The organism is Paenibacillus sp. 8b26 (assembly GCF_050626875.1).
Taxonomy (GTDB): domain Bacteria; phylum Bacillota; class Bacilli; order Paenibacillales; family Paenibacillaceae; genus Paenibacillus.
Genome location: NZ_CP192445.1, coordinates 6108197 through 6129587 on the forward strand (window position 1 = coordinate 6108197; position 21391 = coordinate 6129587).

A 21391-nucleotide genomic window follows, 5' to 3' on the forward strand; every position below is an offset into this window, starting at 1 on the left:
AATTCATGTTTAAATAGAATAAACCTCTCGATCTTGAAGCCGTCTGAATTTCCCCCTGGTTTTTTCAGATATTCGGCACCAGAGGCGGGAGGTTTTTTGATTACAGCATATATCCAACCAATTCATTCAAGAGGTGATTTCAATGATGAGTAAACAACCAACCAACCTGACTACCAGCTGGGGCGCTCCTGTCGGTGATAATCAAAATTCCATAACGGCTGGATCACGCGGGCCTACATTGATTCAGGATGTGCATCTGCTGGAAAAGCTCGCGCATTTTAACCGGGAACGTGTGCCGGAGCGCGTGGTTCATGCCAAGGGCGCAGGGGCGCACGGATATTTTGAAGTCACTAATGATTTATCTGCCTATACAAAAGCAAGCTTTTTATCTGAGGTGGGCAAGCGCACACCGATGTTTATCCGTTTTTCTACGGTTGCCGGTGAGCAAGGCTCGTCCGATACGGTACGCGACCCGCGTGGTTTTGCGGTGAAGTTTTATACCGAGGAAGGCAATTACGATCTTGTAGGCAACAACACACCCGTATTTTTCATCCGGGACGCTATCAAATTTCCGGACTTTATTCATACGCAAAAACGCCACCCCCAAACTCATCTGAAAAACCCTAATGCCGTTTGGGATTTCTGGTCCTTATCTCCTGAATCGCTGCATCAAGTAAGTATTCTGATGTCCGATCGCGGCATTCCCGCTACACTCAGACATATGCATGGATTCGGTAGCCACACGTTCAAATGGGTCAATGCCGAAGGGCAGGCGGTATGGGTGAAATATCATTTTAAAACAGAGCAAGGCGTACAAAATCTCGATGTAGATCTGGCTGCCAAAATTGCCGGTGAAAACCCGGATTATCATACCGAAGATCTGTTTAATGCCATCGACAAGGGCGACTTCCCTGCATGGAAGCTTCATGTACAAATTATGCCTGTGGAGGATGCGGACACATACCGCTTTGATCCATTTGATGTGACGAAGGTATGGTCGCAAAAGGATTATCCGCTGATCGAGGTGGGACGCATGGTATTAAATCGCAATCCCGAGAACTATTTTGCAGAAGTAGAGCAGGCAACGTTCTCTCCGGGTTCGTTCGTTCCCGGTATTGAAGCATCTCCGGATAAAATGCTGCAAGGACGCCTGTTTGCCTACGGAGACGCACATCGCTACCGCGTAGGCGCAAATCACAATGCATTGCCGATCAACCGACCTCATGCAGAAGTACACAACTATCAACGTGATGGTGCATTGCGTAGTGACGACAATGGTGGCGGATCGGTCTATTATGAGCCAAATAGCCTCGGTGGGCCGAAAGAGTCTCCAGAGCACAACATCGCTCCTTTTGAAGTATCAGGTGAAGCTCAAAGTGTAGCTTATGACCATCATGACCATTACACTCAACCGGGTGACCTGTACCGTCTGCTCAGCGAAGAAGAACGGGCGCGTCTGGTACAAAACATCGTGGGTGCGATGAAGCCAGTGGAAAGTGATGAAATCAAGCTGCGTCAGATTGGACATTTCTATAAGGCTGATCCTGATTACGGCCGCCGTGTAGCCGAAGGTTTGGGCTTGACTGTTCCGCAAGGCGAATAGAGGTATTTGCACACTTTAGGTTCAAGATTTCTCCCTAAAATAAAAGGGTGCCTCAACGCCACGTACATGGTTGATGGGACATCCTTTGCTTTTGAGTATGATGTAAAGCAGGTGCTTGTGGTGGACGCTCCGTGAACGGAACGTTGCTCCAATCGCTGTTGTCTCCAGATTTATTGAATCACACTCGGCGGTGTAAATCTGGAGACAAAGGCGACCGCGACCGTTTTTTCGCAATCGTTCCGTCCTCTCCGCTGATTTTAGTGTGTGCCAGTCTTACAAACCGAAGGACAAGAAACAAAAATCAGAAAAGCCGCAAGCCTCCAATAATACGAGGTTATGCGGCTTATTTTGGTGTGTTTCGGTGTTTAAAAATATAATTGATGCAAAAGCATAAAACCAGCGGAGAGGACGGAATCGTTCTGTAGAAGCGTCAGCGTTCGCCTTTGCCTCCGAATTTCACCCTTCAAAATTATAATCAAGAAATTCGGAGGCAACAGCGATCGTAAGAATAATCCGTCCTCGTAGCGGTCATAGAAGCACGCATTAACACGTTTCGTTAGCAAGCTATATCCTCTGCAACCGAGGCAAATAGATCACAAGAAACAGTGACCGCCCCAAAGCAAATACGATAAAAGACAGCCAAAGACCATGATTCCCATAGTGGGGAACGCACCAGAACAGCGCGATCAAAAAGATGACCAGTGAAATGAGCATTGAATTACGGATCGGATACGTCACCGTCATGCCTGTAAATACACCGTAGAAGACCAGTCCCAGTCCGGCGGCCAGTGGAAAGGCGACTAGCCAACCGTTATATGGACTCGTAAGGCTGATCACCGTAGCATTATCGGTAAACAGACGGATTAGCGGCTCTTTCAGTGCGAAATACAGCCCACCCGTCAGCACGCTGGTTACAAGCGTCCAGAACCAGGATAGATGAATAACTCTTTGCAGCATTTTTTGATCCCTTGCACCCCGAGCCTGACCTGTCATGATACTGCTGGCGTTGGCAAATCCGTCAAAAAAGTAAGCCATAAGGTAGTGGATTTGCAGCAAAATAGCGTTCGCCGCAAGCTGATCGGTTCCAAAACCTGCACTGCGCGATGTAAACAGATTAAACATCGTCAGCAGACAAGCCGTGCGAATCATAAGATCAAGGTTCGTTGCCATGACGTTTTTCAGCTCCGAAGCTCCAAACCACCCCCGCCAATCCCGCTGTCCGCTGCGCTTCCATTCCTTCCAGACCGACGAACGAAGCACCAGCACAAAACCCAGCACACATGCGAAGACCTCAGCAATCAGAGTAGCACCAGCCACACCTGCTACATCCCATTGCATGATTTGTGTGAACAAAATAGCCAGCACCATATTGATGACATTCATGGAAATTTGCAAAAGCAGTGTCGCCTTTACGCGAGACAATCCCATTAGCCAGCCGAGCAGTACATAGTTCACCAGCGTGAGGGGCGCTCCCCAAATACGAATGTTAAAATAGATTGATGCCTGCGCCGCCACATCCGCAGCAGGATGAATAAGCTGGAGAGAAGCGAGCAGAATCGGCTTTTGCAGCAGTATGAACAAGGCCCCGATCACCAAAGCAATCCCCATCGGACGCATGAGGGCAGCTATACCCTGGTCGTTATTTTTAGCCCCGGCAGCCTGTGCGGTGAAAGCAGATGTGCTGACTCGCAGAAAGCCAAACAGCCAATATAAAGTATTGAAAATAAGAGTACCTATTGCCACACCGCCCAAATAGGCAGAATGGCTCAAATGACCGATTACCGCAGTATCCACCGCACCAAGTAGCGGGGTCGTAATCGTTGAGATAATTAAAGGAATGGCTAAAGCAAGATAGGCTCGGTGGGAAGGCAACATGTTGAAAAAACCTCCAGTAATGATTGTGTATAGGGATGGCGATCCGAATGAAATAATGCTTCCTTGGAAAAATGCTCAAGCACACTGCCATCTTTCATGACCATGATTCGATCACTCATAAAGTGTACAGCCGCTAGATCATGGGAAATAAACAGATAAGCTAGCCCTAGCTCATCCTGCAAATCCTTGAGTAGATTCAAAACGGTGGCTTGTGTGGTCACATCCAAACTTGCCGTTGGCTCGTCCAATACGATAAAATCCGGCTCTGTACTGATGGCACGTGCGATGGTTACACGCTGCTTTTCCCCACCGCTGAGCTGATGTGGAAACTTATCCAGATAGCTGGCTGGAAGCTTTACCATACCAAGCAGATGTTTTGCTGTATCCCGACGTCCTGAGGACATACCCGCCATAAAGGAAGGAACATAGTACTTGAGCTGGTCCAGTGGCTCCAGCAGGGATTGCAGGATGGTTAGTCTGGGGTTCAAAGCCGCAGCTGGATGTTGAAATACCGCACCCAGCCTGCTGCGAATCCGTTTTAATTCGCTCCGCTTTAACCCCCGGATAGACTGTCCATCCAGTCTAAGCTCACCTTGTTCAAACGGGTCCAATGTCAAAATACAGCGAGCGAGTGTGCTTTTCCCACTGCCGCTTTCCCCGACGATACCCAGACATTCTCGGGGGGAGATCGACAGAGCAACATCTTGCAACACCGTTTTACCTCCAGCGTAAGCCTTCGTCAAACCGGAGACGGACACGACAGCATTAGACGTGTCTTGCTGCTGAGCGCAGGCGGCTTGATTATTCATGTAATGCGCTCCTTTCCAATGCGGCCTGTTCTTCAGTGCTGTTGTAAGGCAAACGTGCTGGAGCGCCCGGAGACAGCGGTGGAATAGCCACCAGAAGATGACGAGTATACGGGTGGGTCGGATGGTTCAGCACCGCTTGCGTCTCGCCAGTTTCAACCAGTGAACCTGCACGCATCACTGCGATTCGATCCGCATACTTGCGTACATGACGCAGGTCGTGAGTGATCCACAAGACGGATATACCCGTTTCCGTCCGGATTTGGTCAATGAGCTGGAGCACCCGATGAGCTGTGAGCGTATCCAGCGCAGTTGTAGGCTCGTCGGCAATAAGCAACTTCGGCTCCAGTAGCAGTGCAGCCGCAATAGCTGCCCGTTGCAATTGACCGCCGCTGAGCTGGAACGGATAGCTTCGGTACACGCGCTCGGCGGGAAGCTGTACGCGCTCCAGCACCTCGATACAGCGTTGCTTACGCGCCTTGCGATCTTGTTTGCCATGGGCGCGCATCAGCTCGTCCAGTTGGCTGCCTACACGCAGAAAGGGGGTGAAAGCTCCGTGATAGTCTTGAAAAATGTAAGATATTTCACTACCAAGCAAGGAACGTCTTTGTTTAGCGGATAGGGCTAACAAATTATTGTCTTTCCACGAAATGATTCCTTCCGCTGTAACAGAAGAGGGGAGAAGGCCGCCGATAGCGAACGCCGTCATGCTTTTGCCGCTACCGCTTTCGCCGGCTAGAGCACACCATTCCCCCGGACGAACGGCAAGCTCCAGTTGCTCTACAATCGTTTTTACATTTGTCCGAATCGTTAAGCCTTCAATAGTCAGCATATGCAGTTCACTCCTCCGTCCGGGTTTTAACATCATAATGGTCGCGCAGCTTGTCTCCAAGGACGTTCGCCAGTAGCACTGTTAGAACGATAGCTATCCCGGGAACCAGCATCAGATGGGGAGCCATTTGAAAATACGCTCGTCCTTCATTCAGCATAGTGCCCCATTCGGGAATTGGCGGCTGTGGACCTAAGCCCAAAAAAGATAGGGAGGCAATCATTAAAATGATTTTTCCGATATCCAGCGTAGCCAGTACTAGAACATTCCCAATTGCATGGGGTAGAATATGCCGCATGACAATCCGCAGGGAGGAGGTACCCGCCAGTATGGATAACGAAATGTAATCCTTTTGCTTTTCAGCCAGAACGGTACTGCGCACCAGTCGAGCATAACCAACCCATTTTACCGCAGTCACCGCGAAAATAAGATTTACTAAGCCAGGTCCGAGCAAGCCGCTCAGTACAATGGCAAAAATATAATCAGGTAATGTCATGAAGGCATCGACCACCCGTTTGAATACATGATCCATCCAGCCTCCAATAAATCCTGACAGCAGACCGAGAGGAACCCCGACAACCAGTGAAACGGCCAAAATCAACAAACTGGTTCCGACAGTCGTCCGAAGTCCAGCTATCACTCTCGATAGCACATCTCTGCCCAAATGATCGGTTCCCAGCCAGTGCGTAGCGCTGATCGGTTGAAGGCGATTCCCCATCTGGATACGATACGGATCTTGCGGAGCAAGGAACGGAACGGTTGTAATTGCTGCAAGAATGAGCAGGATGGAGAGCGACACGATCCATTTTCTGGACAATCGCGTCCTGGTGAGCTGCCCCCTTTCCTCATGTACGGATTTTATCATGATAAACGTTTCTCCTTCAAAGCAATTTCAGGATTGACCCAACGGTAGGACAGCTCTACTAAGATATTGATACATACAATGAACGCAGCCATAAATACGGTATAGCCCTGAATAATGGGGTAATCTCTTGCAGCAATGGCATCCACAATCCATTTGCCCAGCCCGGGATAGGCGAATAGCACTTCAATCACGACCGTGCCTCCCAGTAGGCTGCCTATACTCTCACTGAATACCGTAATGAGTGGAACAAGACTGTGACGGAACATGTGCCTGAAAAAAATGCGAACTGGGCTGATTCCACGGGCTTGCGCCGCTTTGATAAAATCTTGCCCCGAGCTTTCAATCAGACTTGCGCGGATCATTCGTACATAGACGGCCGCCATTGCCAATCCCAAGGTAAGAGAAGGGAGTACCAAATGAAAAGCGGTTCCTTCACCCATAGATGGCAAAATGCGCAATTTAACTGCAAACCATTCGATTAACAAAAGCCCCAGCCAAAAGCTAGGAATCGAGGAGCCGATTAAGGCAAACACACGACTGGCTCTGTCAATCCAGCGGTTACGGTACAGCGCCGCCATCGTTCCCAACGGGAGAGCTATCAGCAGCATAATGAACAGAGAGCCTCCGGTCATCAGAAGTGTATAAGGCAGTTTTTCCATAAACTCTGTAAATACCGGACGATGGGTTAAATAAGATTGTCCAAAATCAAACTGAAGCAACTGAACCAGCCACTTACCATATTGCACAGGTAATGGCTGATCCAGCCCCAGTTGGCTGCGCATATCCGCAATTTGCTGATTGGACACTGCTACATCATCTACTCGGAGAATGCTCCGGACGGGATCGCCCGGAACAAGCTTAAGCAGACAGAAGCTCACAAAGGAAAGAATAAGAAAGAACAATGCAAGTTTAAGAATCTTTTTGGCGAAGGATTTGAGCATGCTAGTTCACATCCAGGTCCTGGGTCAGCAGGTAGTATTCACTTTGGCTTGTTACCCAGTTAAGTACGTAATTGCGATAGGCCACTACGTTGTTGGGATGGACCAGAAAGGATTGCAGATTTTCTTGGTCAATCAGCGTGACAGCCTCCAGCGCCAGCTTGTTGCGTTGTTCCTCATTCACGGTTGTGTTCAGTTGTGTAATCATAGCCTCCAGTTCTGGTACACCCACACGCCCGTAATTTAATGCTCCCTCAGGCATGTAAGCCGCGTTCAGAAAATAGCTTGCATCACCGCGCGGGGCTGTAATGCTACTGTAAGTCGCCAAATCCCAATCCTGATGAGCGGCAAGATATTCGTCAATATTATCAACCTGACGGATATCAATCGTAATGCCGAGCTCCTTAGCGTTAGCCTGAATCAGTTGTGAAATGAGTGGAAGCTCCGCTCTCGACTGGTAAGTTAACAATGTGAGATGAAGTGGCTTGCCGTCGGGGTTCGTAACTTTTCCGTTCTGCACCGTATATCCAGCTTGCTTGAAGCCTTCTCGTGCGGCATTCAAATCAAACTTTCTCGTAATATATTTCGGTGAAAAAGGAAAGTCAGACAAGAACGGGCCTTGAGCAGGGGTTCCCTGACCAGACATGATACCGTTGGCAATCTCATCCCGATGGATCAGGTTATCGAATGCTTTACGCACAGACGTCTTTTTCAGATCATTATTGTTCATATTGTAAATAAGTTGATGCGTCCGCAGACTAGGAAGAGAATCAACCTTAACGGTGGAATCAGCTTTCAGCAGCTCCAGACTTTCAATTGGCGGACGATACACAATATCGGCAGTTTTGGCTTGAAAAGCAAGCTGACGTGCATTGGCGTCTTCGTTAAACATGAACTTCGCATGCTTCAACTTTACTTCACCGTTCCAATATTGATCGTTGCGATCCAAATTCAGTTCACTTCCGGCACGGAAACTGACAACCTTGAACGGTCCCGTTCCCGATGGGAAGTCACCTATAGCTGTGGTGTCTATAATAGCGGTATTCGGATGAACCAGCTCAGATACAAATTCGGGGAAAGGCTTGTCTGTCGTAATACTCAAAATCTGTCCGTCTGCATGAATATCACGGATATGTAGCGCATTTTTGACCGATGGATTGAGTATCTGTGCTCTTTCCAAGGATGCTTTGACAGCAGCGGCATCGACGGCTTTACCGCTATGGAAATTCACGCCCTGTCGGATGTTGAAGGTCCAGTGCTGTCCGTCCTTGCTGTTCCATTTCTCTGCAAGCCAAGCTTCCAGCTTGAGATCCTTGTTCACTTTGATCAGTGTTTCACTTACTCCAGCCCGAACGGCTGTGTAATTTACATCCGCATGAGGATCTATAGAAGGGCTTTGAACATTGAACAATAAGGTCACACTTTTATCTTGTGGTGCAGCCGATGGAGAGGGTGAAGCTGATGGAGATGAAGCGCATGCTGCCATTATCATCGCTATTACCGCAGGTATAAATAGTTTAAAATACGTTCGCTTAAACAACAGGGAATCCTCCTTAATAGTAATCGTAATTTTTACACTTTACTCCATGAATCATATCGTAACCAAATGGGGGAGCTTTGTAAATATGTAATTGTATGAATATGTATATAGAGTTATAAGAAAAAGGCTGCTTAACCAATAGTGAGTTGGTTAGCAGCCTTTAAGTTTTTTAAGATATATTTAGTTTGAGATATAAAGAATTTATTAATTAATGCATGGGAGCTTTAGCAGTGCCATGCTCAACATGAACTCTGCGGATGAAAAACGCAAGGATCAACCCAATTACACTGATGATCATGGCAAAGAAGAAAGAATTCTGTGATCCAAACGCCATAGCATTCGCCAATTCTTCTACAGATTTCGGCATACTGGATTGGCTTAAATAGCTTTCCATGCCCTTGGAGAGAATGCTGACCGCCACGGCTGTACCGATTGCACCAGCAACTTGCTGGAGCGTACTCATAATGGCTGTACCGTCCGGGTACAGGTCCATCGGCAACTGATTCAGACCGTTCGTCTGAGCAGGCATCATGATCATGGAAATGCCGATCATCAGGCAGCTATGCAGCACAATAATGAGTACGATAGCTGATGTCGTCGTAATGCCTGACAGGAAAAATAAGACAGCGGCAACGATCACAAGTCCCGGAATAACGAGCCATTTTGGACCGAATTTATCGAACAGGGAACCCATGATGGGTGACAACAGACCATTGATAATTCCGCCGGGCAGAAGCACCAATCCTGCGGACAGCGCGGACAGGGCCAGCCCTTTTTGCAAAAAGAGTGGGAGAATCAGCATTGTAGAAAGGATCGTCATCATACACAGGAAGACCATCACAACGCCGATAACAAACATCGGATATTTAAAGACGCGCAAATTCAACATGGGCTGCTTCATTTTTAACTGGCGTACAGAGAACAGAATCAAAGATACCAATCCGATGATCAGAGGGAGCAAAACTACCAGACTAGCCCAGCCTTCGCCGCCTTCTCCAGATTTACTGAAACCGAACACAACACCACCGAAGCCAATGGAAGATAACAGGATAGATGGAATGTCAATTTTCGGCTTTGTAATCTCCGAAACATTCTGCATAAACAAGATACCGCAAATCAGCGAAAGAATCAGAAACGGAAGGGAGATCCAGAAAATCCAGTGCCAGGACAGATTTTGCAGCACCAGACCCGCAATCGTAGGTCCAACCGCAGGAGCAAACATAATAACCAATCCGATGATCCCCATAGCTGCGCCTCTCTTTTCAGCCGGGAAAATGATCAAGATCGTATTAAACATCAACGGCAATAAGAGCGCCGTACCCACGGCTTGAAGAATGCGTGCGATCAATAGCACTGAAAAGGTTGGTGCTAACGCAGCAACGAGACAGCCTGCAATAGAGAACAGCAGTGATGTGACGAAAAGCTGTCTTGTCGTAAAGGTTTGAAGCAGCAAGCCCGATACAGGTACCAAAATACCGAGTGTCAGCAGAAAGGCCGTGGTTAGCCATTGAGCTGTTGCTGTTGTAATGTGCAAAATCTGCATCAAATCATTCAGCGCAATGTTCAACGCCGTTTCACTGAACATTCCGATAAAGCCGCTAAGCAGCAGGGCAATCATAATAGGCAGTACCTTGAACGTCTTGGGATCAGACGAAGGGCTTGTTTGACTCATTGTACTCATGTTGTTTTTGTTCCTCCAATAAAATTGATGGGTATTGAATTATAGTGATCGGTCTATATATAATAAACGTGAAGTTATTTTTTTGTCAAAATAAAAATTGTAAATATTATATTAATGAAGGATGCTGTATATGGCTGCTAAACCCGAATCATATGAAAATATTGTACAAACCGCTTCGAAGCTCTTTTTTCATCAGGGCTACCACGCTACCGGACTCAATCAGATTCTTGCGGAGAGTGGCTCACCGAAAGGCTCGCTTTATTATTATTTTCCGCGTGGCAAAGAGGAATTGGCTTTGGAGTGCATCAGAAGAGGGAATGAGTTTATTAAGCAAAAGTTGAAAGAAACGCTATCAGGGAAAGAGGATCCTGTGCTCGCCATACAGGATTTCATCCGCAATACAGCTGAGGAAGCGGACCAAACGAACTTTAATGGCTTTATGCCTATGGGATTTTGGGCTGCTGCGGAAACTTCCTGCATCAGCGAATCGTTGCGGCGTGCCTGCGTGAATACGTTTACAGATTGGCAACATATCTATATGGAACGTCTTCAGACAGCGGGATGGACAGAGGAAAAGGCACATAGTCTGGCGGTACTTATTATTTCCATGCTGGAAGGAGCCTTAATTCTGGCCCTTACTCAGCAGAGCAGCGCACCTATTTATAATGTAGCGAATTACATTCCACAGCTGGTCAAATAAAAAAGGATATGGAATTGCTTCCTGGCTGACCAGCTTTGAGAACCGATTTTCTTGTTCGTGAGAAAATCGGTTCTTTTTTATACGCAAGTGACACGATTTAACTCAGATTACCAGCACCAAATGATGAAAAGTATGGTAAAATAGAATGAATTTGATTTTGCAGTAAAGGAAGGGTGAAAGCAAGTGGCAAAGGCGAAGGTGGCCAAACGGCCTACCCGGGATGAATTTGTGCTGGAGGAAATCGGGAACCAGCTTGCAGAAGCACAGCAAGAGCAATCCGAAGTCGTGTTGACCGTATGGGGACGTCTAGAAACAACCCGCGGGCAGATCGTCAAAATGGACTCGAGAACGGGCAGGGTTCATGTAGAGAGTAATGGTGAAACGGACAAAGTTCCTTTTATGGACATTATGAGTGTAAATTACCCAAGAGATTAGTGGGGGATTTGTCTATAAGATTACATAATATAAAGGAATGAAATCATGACAAAGTGGGGTGCCCCTTTTTCAATCTCCGTCAGATGACTATTACGAAAGCTTGGGGAACTTCGGAAAATAACATTTTATAATACCAAAAAAACACGGTTTTCCAAGGTTACAGAAGCCCCGGAAAGCCGTGTTTTTACGTAAAATTATTTTTGTATGTGCCTATGTAGCTTTAACAGGAGTAGCATGATCCATACGCGCTTCCGCCTTCTTCAGCACCTTACGGTCAAAGATGAAAGGACCGAACGGCAGCAGCGAGGCAATCAAAGCTATAAGCCCTTGTAATACCGTCAATTTGCGAAAAATCAACATAGCTACAATCGCAACTACATAAGCCACGAACAGTACCCCATGGATCATCCCCACCCATCTTACCATTTGCGGCATCCCGGCTGCGTATTTAAGCGGCATAGCGATACATACAAGCAGCAGATATGAAATCGCTTCAATATTACCAATGACGCCAAACGTCTTAAAAGCATTTTTAAACATGAATAAACCTCCCTATTTCTTATTCCTATTACTTAAAATTTAATATAGCCTATAAAACGCTTTGGTTAAACGGTAGAAAGTTACGATATATCGAATATTTACAGCTTTTTCTTCGTTTTAGAGGATAATACCCCGAAGATATGTCTGGATTTTCACATTTACATGAATGGAATTAAAGCTTAGACTGGGCTGCTGGACAGATACGAGAGTGAAGGATGGATAGAGCGTGTACGCTTCGGATTCAAAAGAAAGGATAAGCAGGTAGGTAATGGGATATAAGCATGATTTTTGTTTACACAAAAGAGACAGTTCTTACAAGCTTGTTCCTTTTTTAACTCAATCTATAGATTGAAACTATGATTCTATACATAAAATAGCATTAGAATTTATAGATCAGATGATATAAAATCAAATCATAAGGAATGATCGTACTCAATAATATCTCGATATTCCTCAAAGTGAAAAAAATCACATATGAGAATGCTTTAATGGAAGCTTGAACATGAAATTTGCAAACTTGCAAGGAGGAAGAACAATGAACCACTATCCTGCTATCTTTGAACCTCTGACCATACGACGCATGACCTTGAAAAACCGGGTTGTTATGCCCCCGATGGGAACTAACTTTGCTGCCATGGACGGAAGCTTTGTTCAGGATCATATTGACTATTACGTGCAACGGGCCAAAGGTGGTACCGGTCTGATAACAGTAGAAAATGTTTGTTTGGATTTCCCAATGGGTACGAACGGAACAACCCAGCTGCGTATGGATAACGATCAGTTTATTCCCGGACTGTTTAGATTAACAGAAGCCCTGCATTCCTATGGAGCTTGCGTCTCTGTCCAAATTAACCATGCGGGTGCTTCGGCCTATGCTGGACGATTGAATGGAGTTCAACCCGTATCTTCTTCGAATATTCCTTCTAAAAAGGGCGGAGCGATTCCAAGACCTTTGCAAAAAGAAGAAATTTACGCCATTGTGCGCAAATACGGAGAAGCAGCAGGAAGAGCGCAACGGGCCGGCTTTGACTGTGTGGAAATTCATGCAGGTCATTCCTACTTGCTGAGCCAGTTTCTTTCGCCGATGTATAATAAACGTACGGATGAATTTGGCGGCAGCGCAGAAAACCGTACCCGTTTTGCCAGATTAGTCATTGATGAAATTCGTTCGGTAGTGGGCCCATTCTTCCCTATTTGCTTACGTTTTAGTGCGGAAGAGTTCACAGAAGGTGGGAACACACTGGAAGATACACTGGAGTTACTGGAGTATCTTAATGATGAGGTAGATATTCTGAACGTTTCTGCTGCTCTGAATGATTCCATTCAGTTCCAGATTGACGGGATGAACCTGCCGGATGGTTGGCGCTCTTATATGGCCAAAGCGGTAAAAGATAAATTTGGAAAGGTCACGATGACCTCAGGTAATATTCGGAGTCCACAAGCTGCGCAGGATATTTTGGAGAGAGGTGACGCCGATCTTCTGGCTATGGGTAGAGGCTTGATTGCAGAACCGAACTGGGTGCTTAAAGTGCAGAACGGCTACGAGCATTTGCTTAGAAAATGCATTTCCTGCAACATCGGCTGTGCCGATCATCGGATTTCCAAGAGCAAACCGATTTGCTGTACTGTAAATCCTGACCTGTTCAAGGAAGCTGAATACCGGAAACAACGCGTTAGGAATAACGTTCAAGTTGTTGTGATTGGCGGTGGTACGGCAGGACTGGAAGCGGCCTGTACAGCGGCTGAGGTAGGCTGCAAAGTAACCCTCTTTGAAGAAAAACCAGAATTGGGTGGCTTGGCTCGCGATATTGCCCGCTTGCCGGACAAAACACGCATCAATGATTTCCCTGATTATCTGATTCAACGCACCAAACAACTGACCAATCTGGATATTATCACAGGAACCCAAGCAGATCTAGCGATGATTACTGCTTTGAATCCTGATATTATTGTCAATGCAACAGGGGCCAAACCACTGCTTCCACCAATTGCAGGTCTGCATGCTCAACTGGGCAAACCGGGCACAAAAGTATTCTCTATCTTTGATCTTTTGCACAATATGGAGAACTTCCAGGAGTTTGAAGGCAAAAGCATTGCTGTAGTAGGTGGCGGAGCCGTGGGATTGGACGTTGTCGAATATTACGCAGAGCGTGGCGCTCAAGAAGTTTCCATTATTGAGATGATGCCCTTACTGGGCAAAGATCTGGATATGATTACCCGTATTTCTATGATGAAAATGGTGGAAGAGCGGGAAGTGAACGTTCATACGGAAACTGCTTTGACAGAAGTGTGCAGCGACCGTTTCAAAGTAAAACACGGAGAACAGGAGTTTGAGATTCCTTTTGACCTCGGTTTCGTATGCTTGGGTATGCGTTCATTCAGTCCGCTTATGGACAGCTTGCTCGAATATGGTAAGGAACATCAAGTAGAAGTCGTTAATATCGGGGATAGCAAACAAGCTCGTCGTATTATTGATGGCACCCGTGAAGGCCGGAATATTCTGAAAACCATTCAGCGGGTAGACGAATTTAAAAATGAGTTTTCTTATTCTTACTAATCTGGCGGTACAAAGTGATGGGTATTCACTATGACAGCTCATTTAATATTAAGGTTGAAGAGACAGCATTGTCTTTTCAGCCTTTTTTATTTGGCATTTATCCTAGTAAGAAGATTGATTCCTCTGTCATTTTAAAGGTAAACTATGGAAAGCATATATTAGTAAGTAAGGCTATTTTAACGTGGGAGGTGTCATAACTTGAATCAAATCTTTAGTGAAATCCCGGGCTTCAGTACGTGGAGTAATGTGGAAGAGGTTCATAAAGGCTGGTCCAGTGACAAAAAATATTATATTCAAACCACTGACGGTAGGGACTTGCTGCTAAGAATAGCGGATATGGTTCATTATGATAAAAAGAAACGCGAGTTTGAAGCTGTAAAAAAACTGGATCATATAGAGAACATTTTAATGTCCCGGCCGCTTAATTTTGGGATTTGCAACAACGGACAGTCCGTATACTCCTTATTTACCTGGATCAAAGGGGAAGATGCTGAAAAGGTCATTCCCACGTTAAACGCAGCACAGCAATATCAACTCGGGGTTCAAGCAGGAGTAATATTAAGAAAAATGCACGAAATCCCTGCGGAGCAAGATCAAGCGCCATGGGCCGAATATTATAATGCCAAAATCAACAGATATATCACAAATTATAAAGCATGCGGTATTCCCTTTGAGAGAGCCGATCAAACCATTAGTTTTATTGAGCAACATCGCTATCTATTAGAAAATCGTCCCCAGACATTTCAGCATGGAGACTATCATGTGGGAAATATGGTAGTTACCCCATCTGGTGAACTGGGCATCATTGATTTTAATAGAATGGATTAAGAGTAAAGGAATTATGTTTCTTAGCATAAATTGGCCTTGTAAAAACGAAGACCGTCGCTCCTGGAAGTGACGGTCTATTTTTGCGTTCTATTATTGTTTTTTGATCTTGTACGTAAATTCCCAAACTGCCTGATTGCCTGAATAGCGTCCGCGGTTTTCAGTGACAGTAACTCTTAGCTTAACGGTAGAACCTTTGGCAGAAATGGTGGAGACTTTTACGTTTTTGCGGGCTTCGCCCTCGTCAGGGATTTTATCCTGTTCCTCGGCATAGGCATATAACTGAATACTACCGCCCGGTTTGACCTTGATCTTCACGCTGCTGCCTTCCTCAATGGATTTGCCGCCTGCTTGAGCAGCAATCGCCCATTCGTTGCCTACATGATCATTCGATACCAAGGTCGCCTGCTGGAACGTAACTACATAATTGGATGTTGCCGAAGCTGCGAGCGCGTACGTTCCGTTGAATAACAGGGATACTACTACCAATAGAATAGCCGATGCTTTCGTCCATACTCTATTCATTCGCCTGTCTCCTCCAGTTTGAAATATAGAAGGGAAAATCCCCTCTATTCTAATTATCGTTTGCACCAAAAAGAATTGTTAATAGTTGGTAAAAAATAAGTTTCACTTCTTATTGCAACACTAGTGATTTAATGATATTAAACGGTCATTCATGTATCGTTTATTTGTTTGATAAAATGAGTTGAAGATTGTGAAAGGAAGGGAAAATCTGATGAAAAAAATGTATAGCGAACAAGAAATCATAGATCTGACTATTAAGCTGCTTGAACGAACTTCGATGTATGAAGACCAGTATGAGCAATATGTAAGTCGACCTTCCCGTACGGATTTTTACGATGATCTTAGCCCGTATGTACAAGTTGGCGAGCGGGGCTATACTCTTCTCATGTACGAAAGAGGAGTGCAAATGCTGAAGCAAAAAAAGTTAAAGAAACAGTTGACAATAACTCAGGTGAAATTTAAAATTATTAGTGATAATGATTATCAATATCACTAATTTTAAGTATGTTCTGCACTTACTATATTTCAAAGGAGTTTTACAACATGCATCGTATGATGAACAAGAAATTTCACATGATTTTATGTGCACTATTCGTAATGATCTTCGTTATTTCAGGGTGTGGTAATGCTGGCAGTTCCTCCGATTCATCTGCTAAACCTGCATCCTCCACGAAGGAAGAGGCAAGTAGTGATTCTGATACTCGTACAGTCTCTACGGTAAAAGGAGATGTTAAGGTGCCCGCTAATCCTCAACGGGTAGTGGTGAACTGGTATGTTGGCGATGTATTCACACTAGGGATCAAGCCAGCAGCGGTAATGGGCTGGAAACAAGAAACGATGCCTTTTTACGATAAGTTTAACGACATGCCCAATATTGAAAAGTGGGAAACTGAGGAAATTATGAAGTATGATCCGGATCTCATCATTACATATGATACAAAGGATTATGATAAGCTGTCCAAAATTGCGCCTGTTCTCGTGGTGCCTGAGGATAAAATGACTTCTCTTGAACGTATCAAATTCCTCGGTCAGGCGACAGGTCATGAAGATGAAGCGGACAAGGCCATTGCACTCTTTGAAAGCAAGCTGAGTCAGGCGAAAGAGAAACTAAATTCCGACATATTCAAGGACAAAACGTTTAGCATTTTCGAGGACTGGGGTAGTGACTCCTACGGAGTATATTATGAAACAGGCTCACGTGGAGGAACGTTGCTTTACAATTATCTTGGACTTCACAAGCCGGAAAAACTCAATACGTTGGTTAAAGAGTCCGGAGAAGGTCGAGGCTCTTTATCCTATGAAGTAGCTGCTGAATATTTTGGAGATTACGTTCTCTGGTTCAAAAAAGAGGGGAAGGAATCCGAATATGCTAAAACGAAAATCTGGAGCAGTATCCCGGCAGTTAAAAATGGACACATCATTGAAATTCCAACAGAATATGCGGGACTGTTCTATTATTCGGACGTTGCCAGTATGACAGGACAACTGGATTATATGATTAATAAATTACTGAACCAAGCGAAGTAACCGATGCATAATTGACCAACTAAGGGTGTAATTCATGTCTACTCATAAAGAACAAAGTAAAAAAGGAATGTTTCATTTTATAAGCTATATGATCGTGGGTGTGTTCCTGCTATTCATGGTTACCGCAGCTTCGATTACCTTTGGTGCTGCGGAAATGAGCCTGAAGCTGGCGTGGGGTGCTGTATTTCAGTTTGATCCCAATATTACAGAACACCAGATTATTCACACCTTGCGTTTTCCGCGTACCGTAGCAGACATCATTGTAGGGTGCAGCTTGGCTGTGTGTGGGACGATTATGCAGGGAACCACTCGCAATCCACTGGCGGATTCAGGGCTTATAGGGATTAGCTCTGGAGCGACATTTGCAATCGCATTATGTATGGCTTTTCTGCCTGGTCGTTCCTATGGAGAAACCATGCTGTACTCCTGTCTGGGTGCGGCAGTCACTACAGCGATTACGTATTACATCGCATCTATAGGCAAGCGAGGAATGACGCCTCAGCGCCTGGTGCTGGCAGGAATGTCCATCTCGATGCTTTTTGGTGCATTTAGCACTTTTATCGCCATTAAGTATGAGATTGGCCAAGCCCTTGATTACTGGTCTGCTGGTGGTACGGCCAGTGCTCAGTGGAACGAATTGGCTTTTATTGCACCATTGTTTGTATTGGGTTTGATCTGTGCTATCGCTCTTTCTCCCTCAATTACGATCTTGAGCTTTGGAGAGGATGTGGCATCAGGCTTGGGAATCCGTGCGAATAGGATCAAGGTTTTCTCAACTCTGATTGTATTAATCCTGACGGGGATATCGGTCATTGTCGTTGGTCCTGTTGGCTTTGTTGGGTTGATTGTGCCACACATCATGCGCCATTTGGTCGGAACGGACTACCGATATATTATTCCAGCCTCAGCGCTGTATGGTGCAGTCTTTCTGGTTACAGCAGATTTACTGGGAAGACTGATCAATCGCCCTCACGAAACACCCCTTGGCATTATTTTTGCCTTGGTGGGCGTACCCTATTTTCTCTACCTTGTGCGCAAGCAGAGGAGGGAGTTTAGTTGAAACTGTCCCGTAATACCAGGGGGATTAGCATTATTTTACTATTAGTAGTGCTGACTCTGCTAGTGGCTGTACTCAGTATGAATGTTGGGAAAATGAATCTGTCTCCTATCGAAGTTTTCAAGGTCATCATTGGCGAAGGAACGAGCAAGCAGAACCTGATTGTGTTTGACTTTCGACTGCCCCGAATTGTGCTTTCTATATTGGTAGGTATAGGCATGGCCATATCGGGCTGTATTATGCAAAGTTTGCTCAAAAACGACATGGCCAGCCCAGGTACGCTGGGAATCAGCTCAGGCTCGGGTTTATTTGTACTTTTGTATATTACGTTATTCGCCAGTGATGGATTATTATCACCTGTTATTCTTCCAGGGCTGGCTTTTGCAGGCGGCCTTACGGCAGCATTTTTGATTTTTTTGTTCGCTTTCAGGCGGGGAAGAGACATCTCGCCTACGGGCTTAATTTTAACCGGTGTCGCTATGGGCAGTGGCTACAGCGCATTATCTCTGATGATGACACTCCGGCTAGACAAGCAACAGTATGACTTTGCTCTGCGATGGCAGGCTGGAGACCTGTGGGGGGACGACTGGAGCTATATTATGGTGCTGCTCCCGTGGGTGCTTATCCTTAGTTTTTACGCTTTTTACAGGTCGAACACGCTTAATACGTTGAATTTGGGAAATCAGACGGCATCGGGACTGGGTGTAGCGATTAAAAGGGAATTTATCGGCTTGACGATTGCTGCGGTGGCTCTAGCCTCCGGTAGCGTGGCACTTGGCGGGAATTTCTTTTTTGTAGGCATGGTCAGTCCCCATCTAGCGCGTAAGCTAGTAGGGCCCAATCATAAGCTGTTACTACCTACCACAGGATTAGTTGGTGCACTCGTCATTTTAATTGCTGACACACTTACGCGGACTATCAGTTTTGGTGCTGATATTCCAACGGGTATCATTATTACCATACTGGTTACCCCTTATTTCCTCTACTTGCTGTCAAAAGCCAGTTGAATGCACGATAAGTAAAAAGACGCTAACCATGTCCATGGAAAAAATGGCTAGGTTAGCGTCTTTTTTTGTTACTACTTAGGTCTCCTTGCGGAAAAGCAATTCTTTCTCACATTCTGTTAGGGTTTCCGGCCTTCGTGTTGAAGGGTGAGGATTGTAAAAAATTGATTTGCTATAAAGCTGGACAATTATTGTGTGAAACACATTATCATTGTAGGAGTTTTGATACGTTGGGCAAATAAGTTGTCACGATTGTTCAAACTCAGCCTACTTAAAGCTTAATCCTTGGCATAATTCAAACCCAAGTGGTAAGCTTGGTCCAGCAGCATTTCAAAATGACCGGAATTTGAACTCAGGGTCTCATCTAAGAATTCAACCTTGGAATTGGAAACCCCGCAATAATCTGCAATTCCCACATTCAGCAAATGAGTAATCATTTCATCATAGTTACGCTTTTTCAACTGTTCTTTCGAAACGCCGGCCAAGCCAAGCCACAAGATATGCTGATGATGCAGGTGATTCGAACCGTACGCAAACCCATTGTTCCATACACGGTCAATATAACCCTTCAGCATAGCTGGCAAATTCCACCACCAAAGTGGGAAAATAAATGCCAATGCATCATGCTCCTTCATCCTCCTTATTTCCATTTCTACTTCAGGGGAAAAGGACTGTTCCGCAACTGTCAAATCCGGTTCATCTACTCCTTTTAAAATAGGATCAAAACCAATCCCATGCAAATCCAATATCTCATAATCGTGGCCTGCATCGGCAAGACCCTGTACGAAACGATCAGCAACCTTAAAGGTCAAGGAATCTTTTCTCGGGTGTGAAACAACGGTTAATACTTTCATGCTTCTTCACTACCTTTCTCAATAGCTTACTTCTAGGAATGCTCAATGCTTGATGCTATTATATACAGTAGGAAAATAATCTGGAAGTACGCACTTTTAAGTTCTATAGGATGATACAGGTGCCATAGGAACATGGAAGTGCCCTAGGTAGATTCCCTAGAAACTGATCTGAGTAATGAATTGAAGTGATGGGTTGTTCTGAGCAAACGAAGCCTTCTAAAGGAGGATTAAGAAATGACTGAACAGACAAAAAATAGGGTTCAAAAGAAGTATCAAGTTGGAGTGGAAGCGGCTTTAGAGGTGATGGGAGGGAAATGGAAGCCTTTAATTATCTACCATCTGATGACAGGACGGAAACGAACGTCTGAGTTTCGTCGGTTAATACCCGGCATTACACAAAAAATGCTGACCACTCAGCTCAGAGGCCTAGAAAAGGATGAGATCGTTACACGAAAGGTTTATAATGAAATCCCTCCTAAAGTGGAGTATGAGTTAACGGACTACGGCTGGGGATTAAAACCCGCGCTAGACCATTTATGCTACTGGGGAGAGGATCACCTGGATAAGATTCATGGAGACAAATCCAAGGTTTTGGAAGAATTCTAAGGCTGCTGTATAGAGTAACTTTAAGCTGATATTAAGCCCTCACAAAGTATTCAATCAGAATAGCTTGCGAGGGCTTAACTATCGCAGGGTAATATAACAGACTAACTGTCGGTCATTCCGTTATCATAACTTAATTGCCATTCAATTCCGAACTTATCTTTAAGGCTACCGTAACATTTGCTCCAGAATGTTTCTTGAAGTTCCATGCTTACGGTTCCTCCTTCTTTTAATTTATGAAAGTACGATCGAATTTTCTCTTCGTCCTTATTGACGATGGCGAGGCTGATGTTGTTTCCGGCTACGAAAGGCATACCAGGAAAAACGTCTGAAAACATGACATTACTACCATCAATTTGAAGCCGCGTATGCATGACCAAATTTTTGGCTTCTTCCGGTAGGGGATAATCGGGGTTGGGCGGTGCTTCACCGAACGTCATGATTTGTGGTTTCTCAGTCCCAAATGCCTCTGCGTAAAACTCCGCTGCTTCACGACAGTTTCCATTAAAGTTAAGATAAACATCAACAGACATGTGTTTCACTCCTTCAAGGATCATTATTTTTCCATACTATACGACCTTATTTCATTATTTACCTGCATACAAACAAAAATACAATAAGATCCGT

General features: G+C 45.2%; 20 protein-coding genes and 1 pseudogene. 10 read left to right on the plus strand and 11 right to left on the minus strand.

The window, feature by feature from the left end; translation table 11 throughout:
• Positions 1-145 precede the first annotated feature (145 nt).
• Entirely contained in the window at positions 146-1603 is a 1458-nt protein-coding gene (katA, locus tag ACQ4MX_RS28235; RefSeq protein ID WP_431091434.1) for a catalase KatA, read from the plus strand.
• Positions 1604-2167: 564 nt separating this feature from the next.
• Here the strand turns inward: katA and ACQ4MX_RS28240 are convergent.
• The 7 genes from ACQ4MX_RS28240 to ACQ4MX_RS28270 all read right to left on the minus strand — a co-directional run bounded on the left by ACQ4MX_RS28240 (position 2168) and on the right by ACQ4MX_RS28270 (position 10128).
• Positions 2168-3478, minus strand: coding sequence for an MATE family efflux transporter (locus ACQ4MX_RS28240; protein ID WP_431088618.1), 1311 nt, complete (start codon positions 3476-3478; stop codon positions 2168-2170).
• Complete coding sequence (locus ACQ4MX_RS28245) at positions 3445-4287, minus strand: ABC transporter ATP-binding protein (protein ID WP_431088620.1); 843 nt, start codon at positions 4285-4287, stop codon at positions 3445-3447. Before ACQ4MX_RS28245 ends, ACQ4MX_RS28240 begins: the two co-directional genes overlap by 34 nt.
• Positions 4280-5116, minus strand: a complete 837-nt coding sequence (locus ACQ4MX_RS28250) for an ABC transporter ATP-binding protein (protein ID WP_431088622.1) — start codon at positions 5114-5116, stop codon at positions 4280-4282. The genes ACQ4MX_RS28245 and ACQ4MX_RS28250 overlap by 8 nt, the downstream gene beginning before the upstream one ends.
• A 7-nt stretch (positions 5117-5123) precedes the next feature.
• Positions 5124-5978: a nickel transporter permease gene (gene nikC / locus ACQ4MX_RS28255; RefSeq protein ID WP_431088623.1), complete on the minus strand. Its 855-nt coding sequence runs from the start codon at positions 5976-5978 to the stop codon at positions 5124-5126.
• On the minus strand, positions 5975-6919 hold the full coding sequence (gene nikB / locus ACQ4MX_RS28260; RefSeq protein WP_431088624.1) for a nickel ABC transporter permease: 945 nt from the start codon (positions 6917-6919) through the stop codon (positions 5975-5977). The genes nikC and nikB overlap by 4 nt, the downstream gene beginning before the upstream one ends.
• Position 6920: 1 nt before the next feature.
• Positions 6921-8456, minus strand: a complete 1536-nt coding sequence (gene nikA, locus ACQ4MX_RS28265; protein WP_431088626.1) for a nickel ABC transporter substrate-binding protein — start codon at positions 8454-8456, stop codon at positions 6921-6923.
• Positions 8457-8664: 208 nt separating this feature from the next.
• On the minus strand, positions 8665-10128 hold the full coding sequence (locus ACQ4MX_RS28270) for a DHA2 family efflux MFS transporter permease subunit (RefSeq protein WP_431091435.1): 1464 nt from the start codon (positions 10126-10128) through the stop codon (positions 8665-8667).
• A gap of 139 nt (positions 10129-10267) precedes the next feature.
• On the opposite strand from ACQ4MX_RS28270, the gene ACQ4MX_RS28275 reads away from it, so the two are divergent.
• Complete coding sequence (locus ACQ4MX_RS28275) at positions 10268-10837, plus strand: TetR/AcrR family transcriptional regulator (protein WP_431088627.1); 570 nt, start codon at positions 10268-10270, stop codon at positions 10835-10837.
• A gap of 183 nt (positions 10838-11020) precedes the next feature.
• On the plus strand, positions 11021-11272 hold the full coding sequence (locus tag ACQ4MX_RS28280) for a YolD-like family protein (RefSeq protein WP_431088628.1): 252 nt from the start codon (positions 11021-11023) through the stop codon (positions 11270-11272).
• 210 nt (positions 11273-11482) lie between these two features.
• Here the strand turns inward: ACQ4MX_RS28280 and ACQ4MX_RS28285 are convergent, their stop codons facing one another.
• Entirely contained in the window at positions 11483-11812 is a 330-nt protein-coding gene (locus tag ACQ4MX_RS28285) for a DUF3817 domain-containing protein (RefSeq protein WP_431088629.1), read from the minus strand.
• Positions 11813-12347: 535 nt separating this feature from the next.
• Here ACQ4MX_RS28285 and ACQ4MX_RS28290 point away from each other — a divergent pair.
• On the plus strand, positions 12348-14369 hold the full coding sequence (locus ACQ4MX_RS28290; RefSeq protein WP_431088630.1) for an FAD-dependent oxidoreductase: 2022 nt from the start codon (positions 12348-12350) through the stop codon (positions 14367-14369).
• Positions 14370-14567: 198 nt separating this feature from the next.
• Positions 14568-15194, plus strand: a pseudogene (locus ACQ4MX_RS28295) (aminoglycoside phosphotransferase family protein); the annotation flags it as partial.
• Between the two features lie 93 nt (positions 15195-15287).
• On the opposite strand, the gene ACQ4MX_RS28300 reads toward ACQ4MX_RS28295, so the two are convergent.
• Entirely contained in the window at positions 15288-15719 is a 432-nt protein-coding gene (locus tag ACQ4MX_RS28300; RefSeq protein ID WP_431088632.1) for a hypothetical protein, read from the minus strand.
• 211 nt (positions 15720-15930) lie between these two features.
• Here ACQ4MX_RS28300 and ACQ4MX_RS28305 point away from each other — a divergent pair, with 211 nt between their 5' ends.
• From ACQ4MX_RS28305 to ACQ4MX_RS28320, 4 genes are read left to right on the plus strand one after another with little or no spacing between them, the layout of a single operon-like run.
• On the plus strand, positions 15931-16215 hold the full coding sequence (locus tag ACQ4MX_RS28305) for a hypothetical protein (protein WP_431088633.1): 285 nt from the start codon (positions 15931-15933) through the stop codon (positions 16213-16215).
• A 47-nt stretch (positions 16216-16262) separates the two neighbouring features.
• Positions 16263-17246, plus strand: coding sequence for an ABC transporter substrate-binding protein (locus ACQ4MX_RS28310; protein ID WP_431088634.1), 984 nt, complete (start codon positions 16263-16265; stop codon positions 17244-17246).
• Between the two features lie 34 nt (positions 17247-17280).
• Positions 17281-18306 carry a FecCD family ABC transporter permease gene (locus ACQ4MX_RS28315; protein WP_431088636.1) on the plus strand — a complete coding sequence of 342 codons (1026 nt, stop codon included), beginning with the start codon at positions 17281-17283 and terminating at the stop codon, positions 18304-18306.
• Positions 18303-19310 carry a FecCD family ABC transporter permease gene (locus ACQ4MX_RS28320; RefSeq protein WP_431088637.1) on the plus strand — a complete coding sequence of 336 codons (1008 nt, stop codon included), beginning with the start codon at positions 18303-18305 and terminating at the stop codon, positions 19308-19310. The genes ACQ4MX_RS28315 and ACQ4MX_RS28320 overlap by 4 nt, the downstream gene beginning before the upstream one ends.
• A 275-nt stretch (positions 19311-19585) precedes the next feature.
• Here ACQ4MX_RS28320 and ACQ4MX_RS28325 read toward each other — a convergent pair whose 3' ends face one another.
• On the minus strand, positions 19586-20161 hold the full coding sequence (locus ACQ4MX_RS28325; RefSeq protein WP_431088639.1) for an NAD(P)H oxidoreductase: 576 nt from the start codon (positions 20159-20161) through the stop codon (positions 19586-19588).
• A gap of 234 nt (positions 20162-20395) precedes the next feature.
• Between ACQ4MX_RS28325 and ACQ4MX_RS28330 the strand changes: the two genes are divergently transcribed.
• Positions 20396-20767, plus strand: coding sequence for a winged helix-turn-helix transcriptional regulator (locus ACQ4MX_RS28330; RefSeq protein WP_104495721.1), 372 nt, complete (start codon positions 20396-20398; stop codon positions 20765-20767).
• A gap of 101 nt (positions 20768-20868) precedes the next feature.
• Here ACQ4MX_RS28330 and ACQ4MX_RS28335 read toward each other — a convergent pair whose 3' ends face one another.
• Positions 20869-21297 (minus strand): VOC family protein, encoded by a 429-nt coding sequence (locus tag ACQ4MX_RS28335; protein WP_061830173.1) that lies wholly within the window; start codon positions 21295-21297, stop codon positions 20869-20871.
• Positions 21298-21391 lie beyond the last annotated feature (94 nt).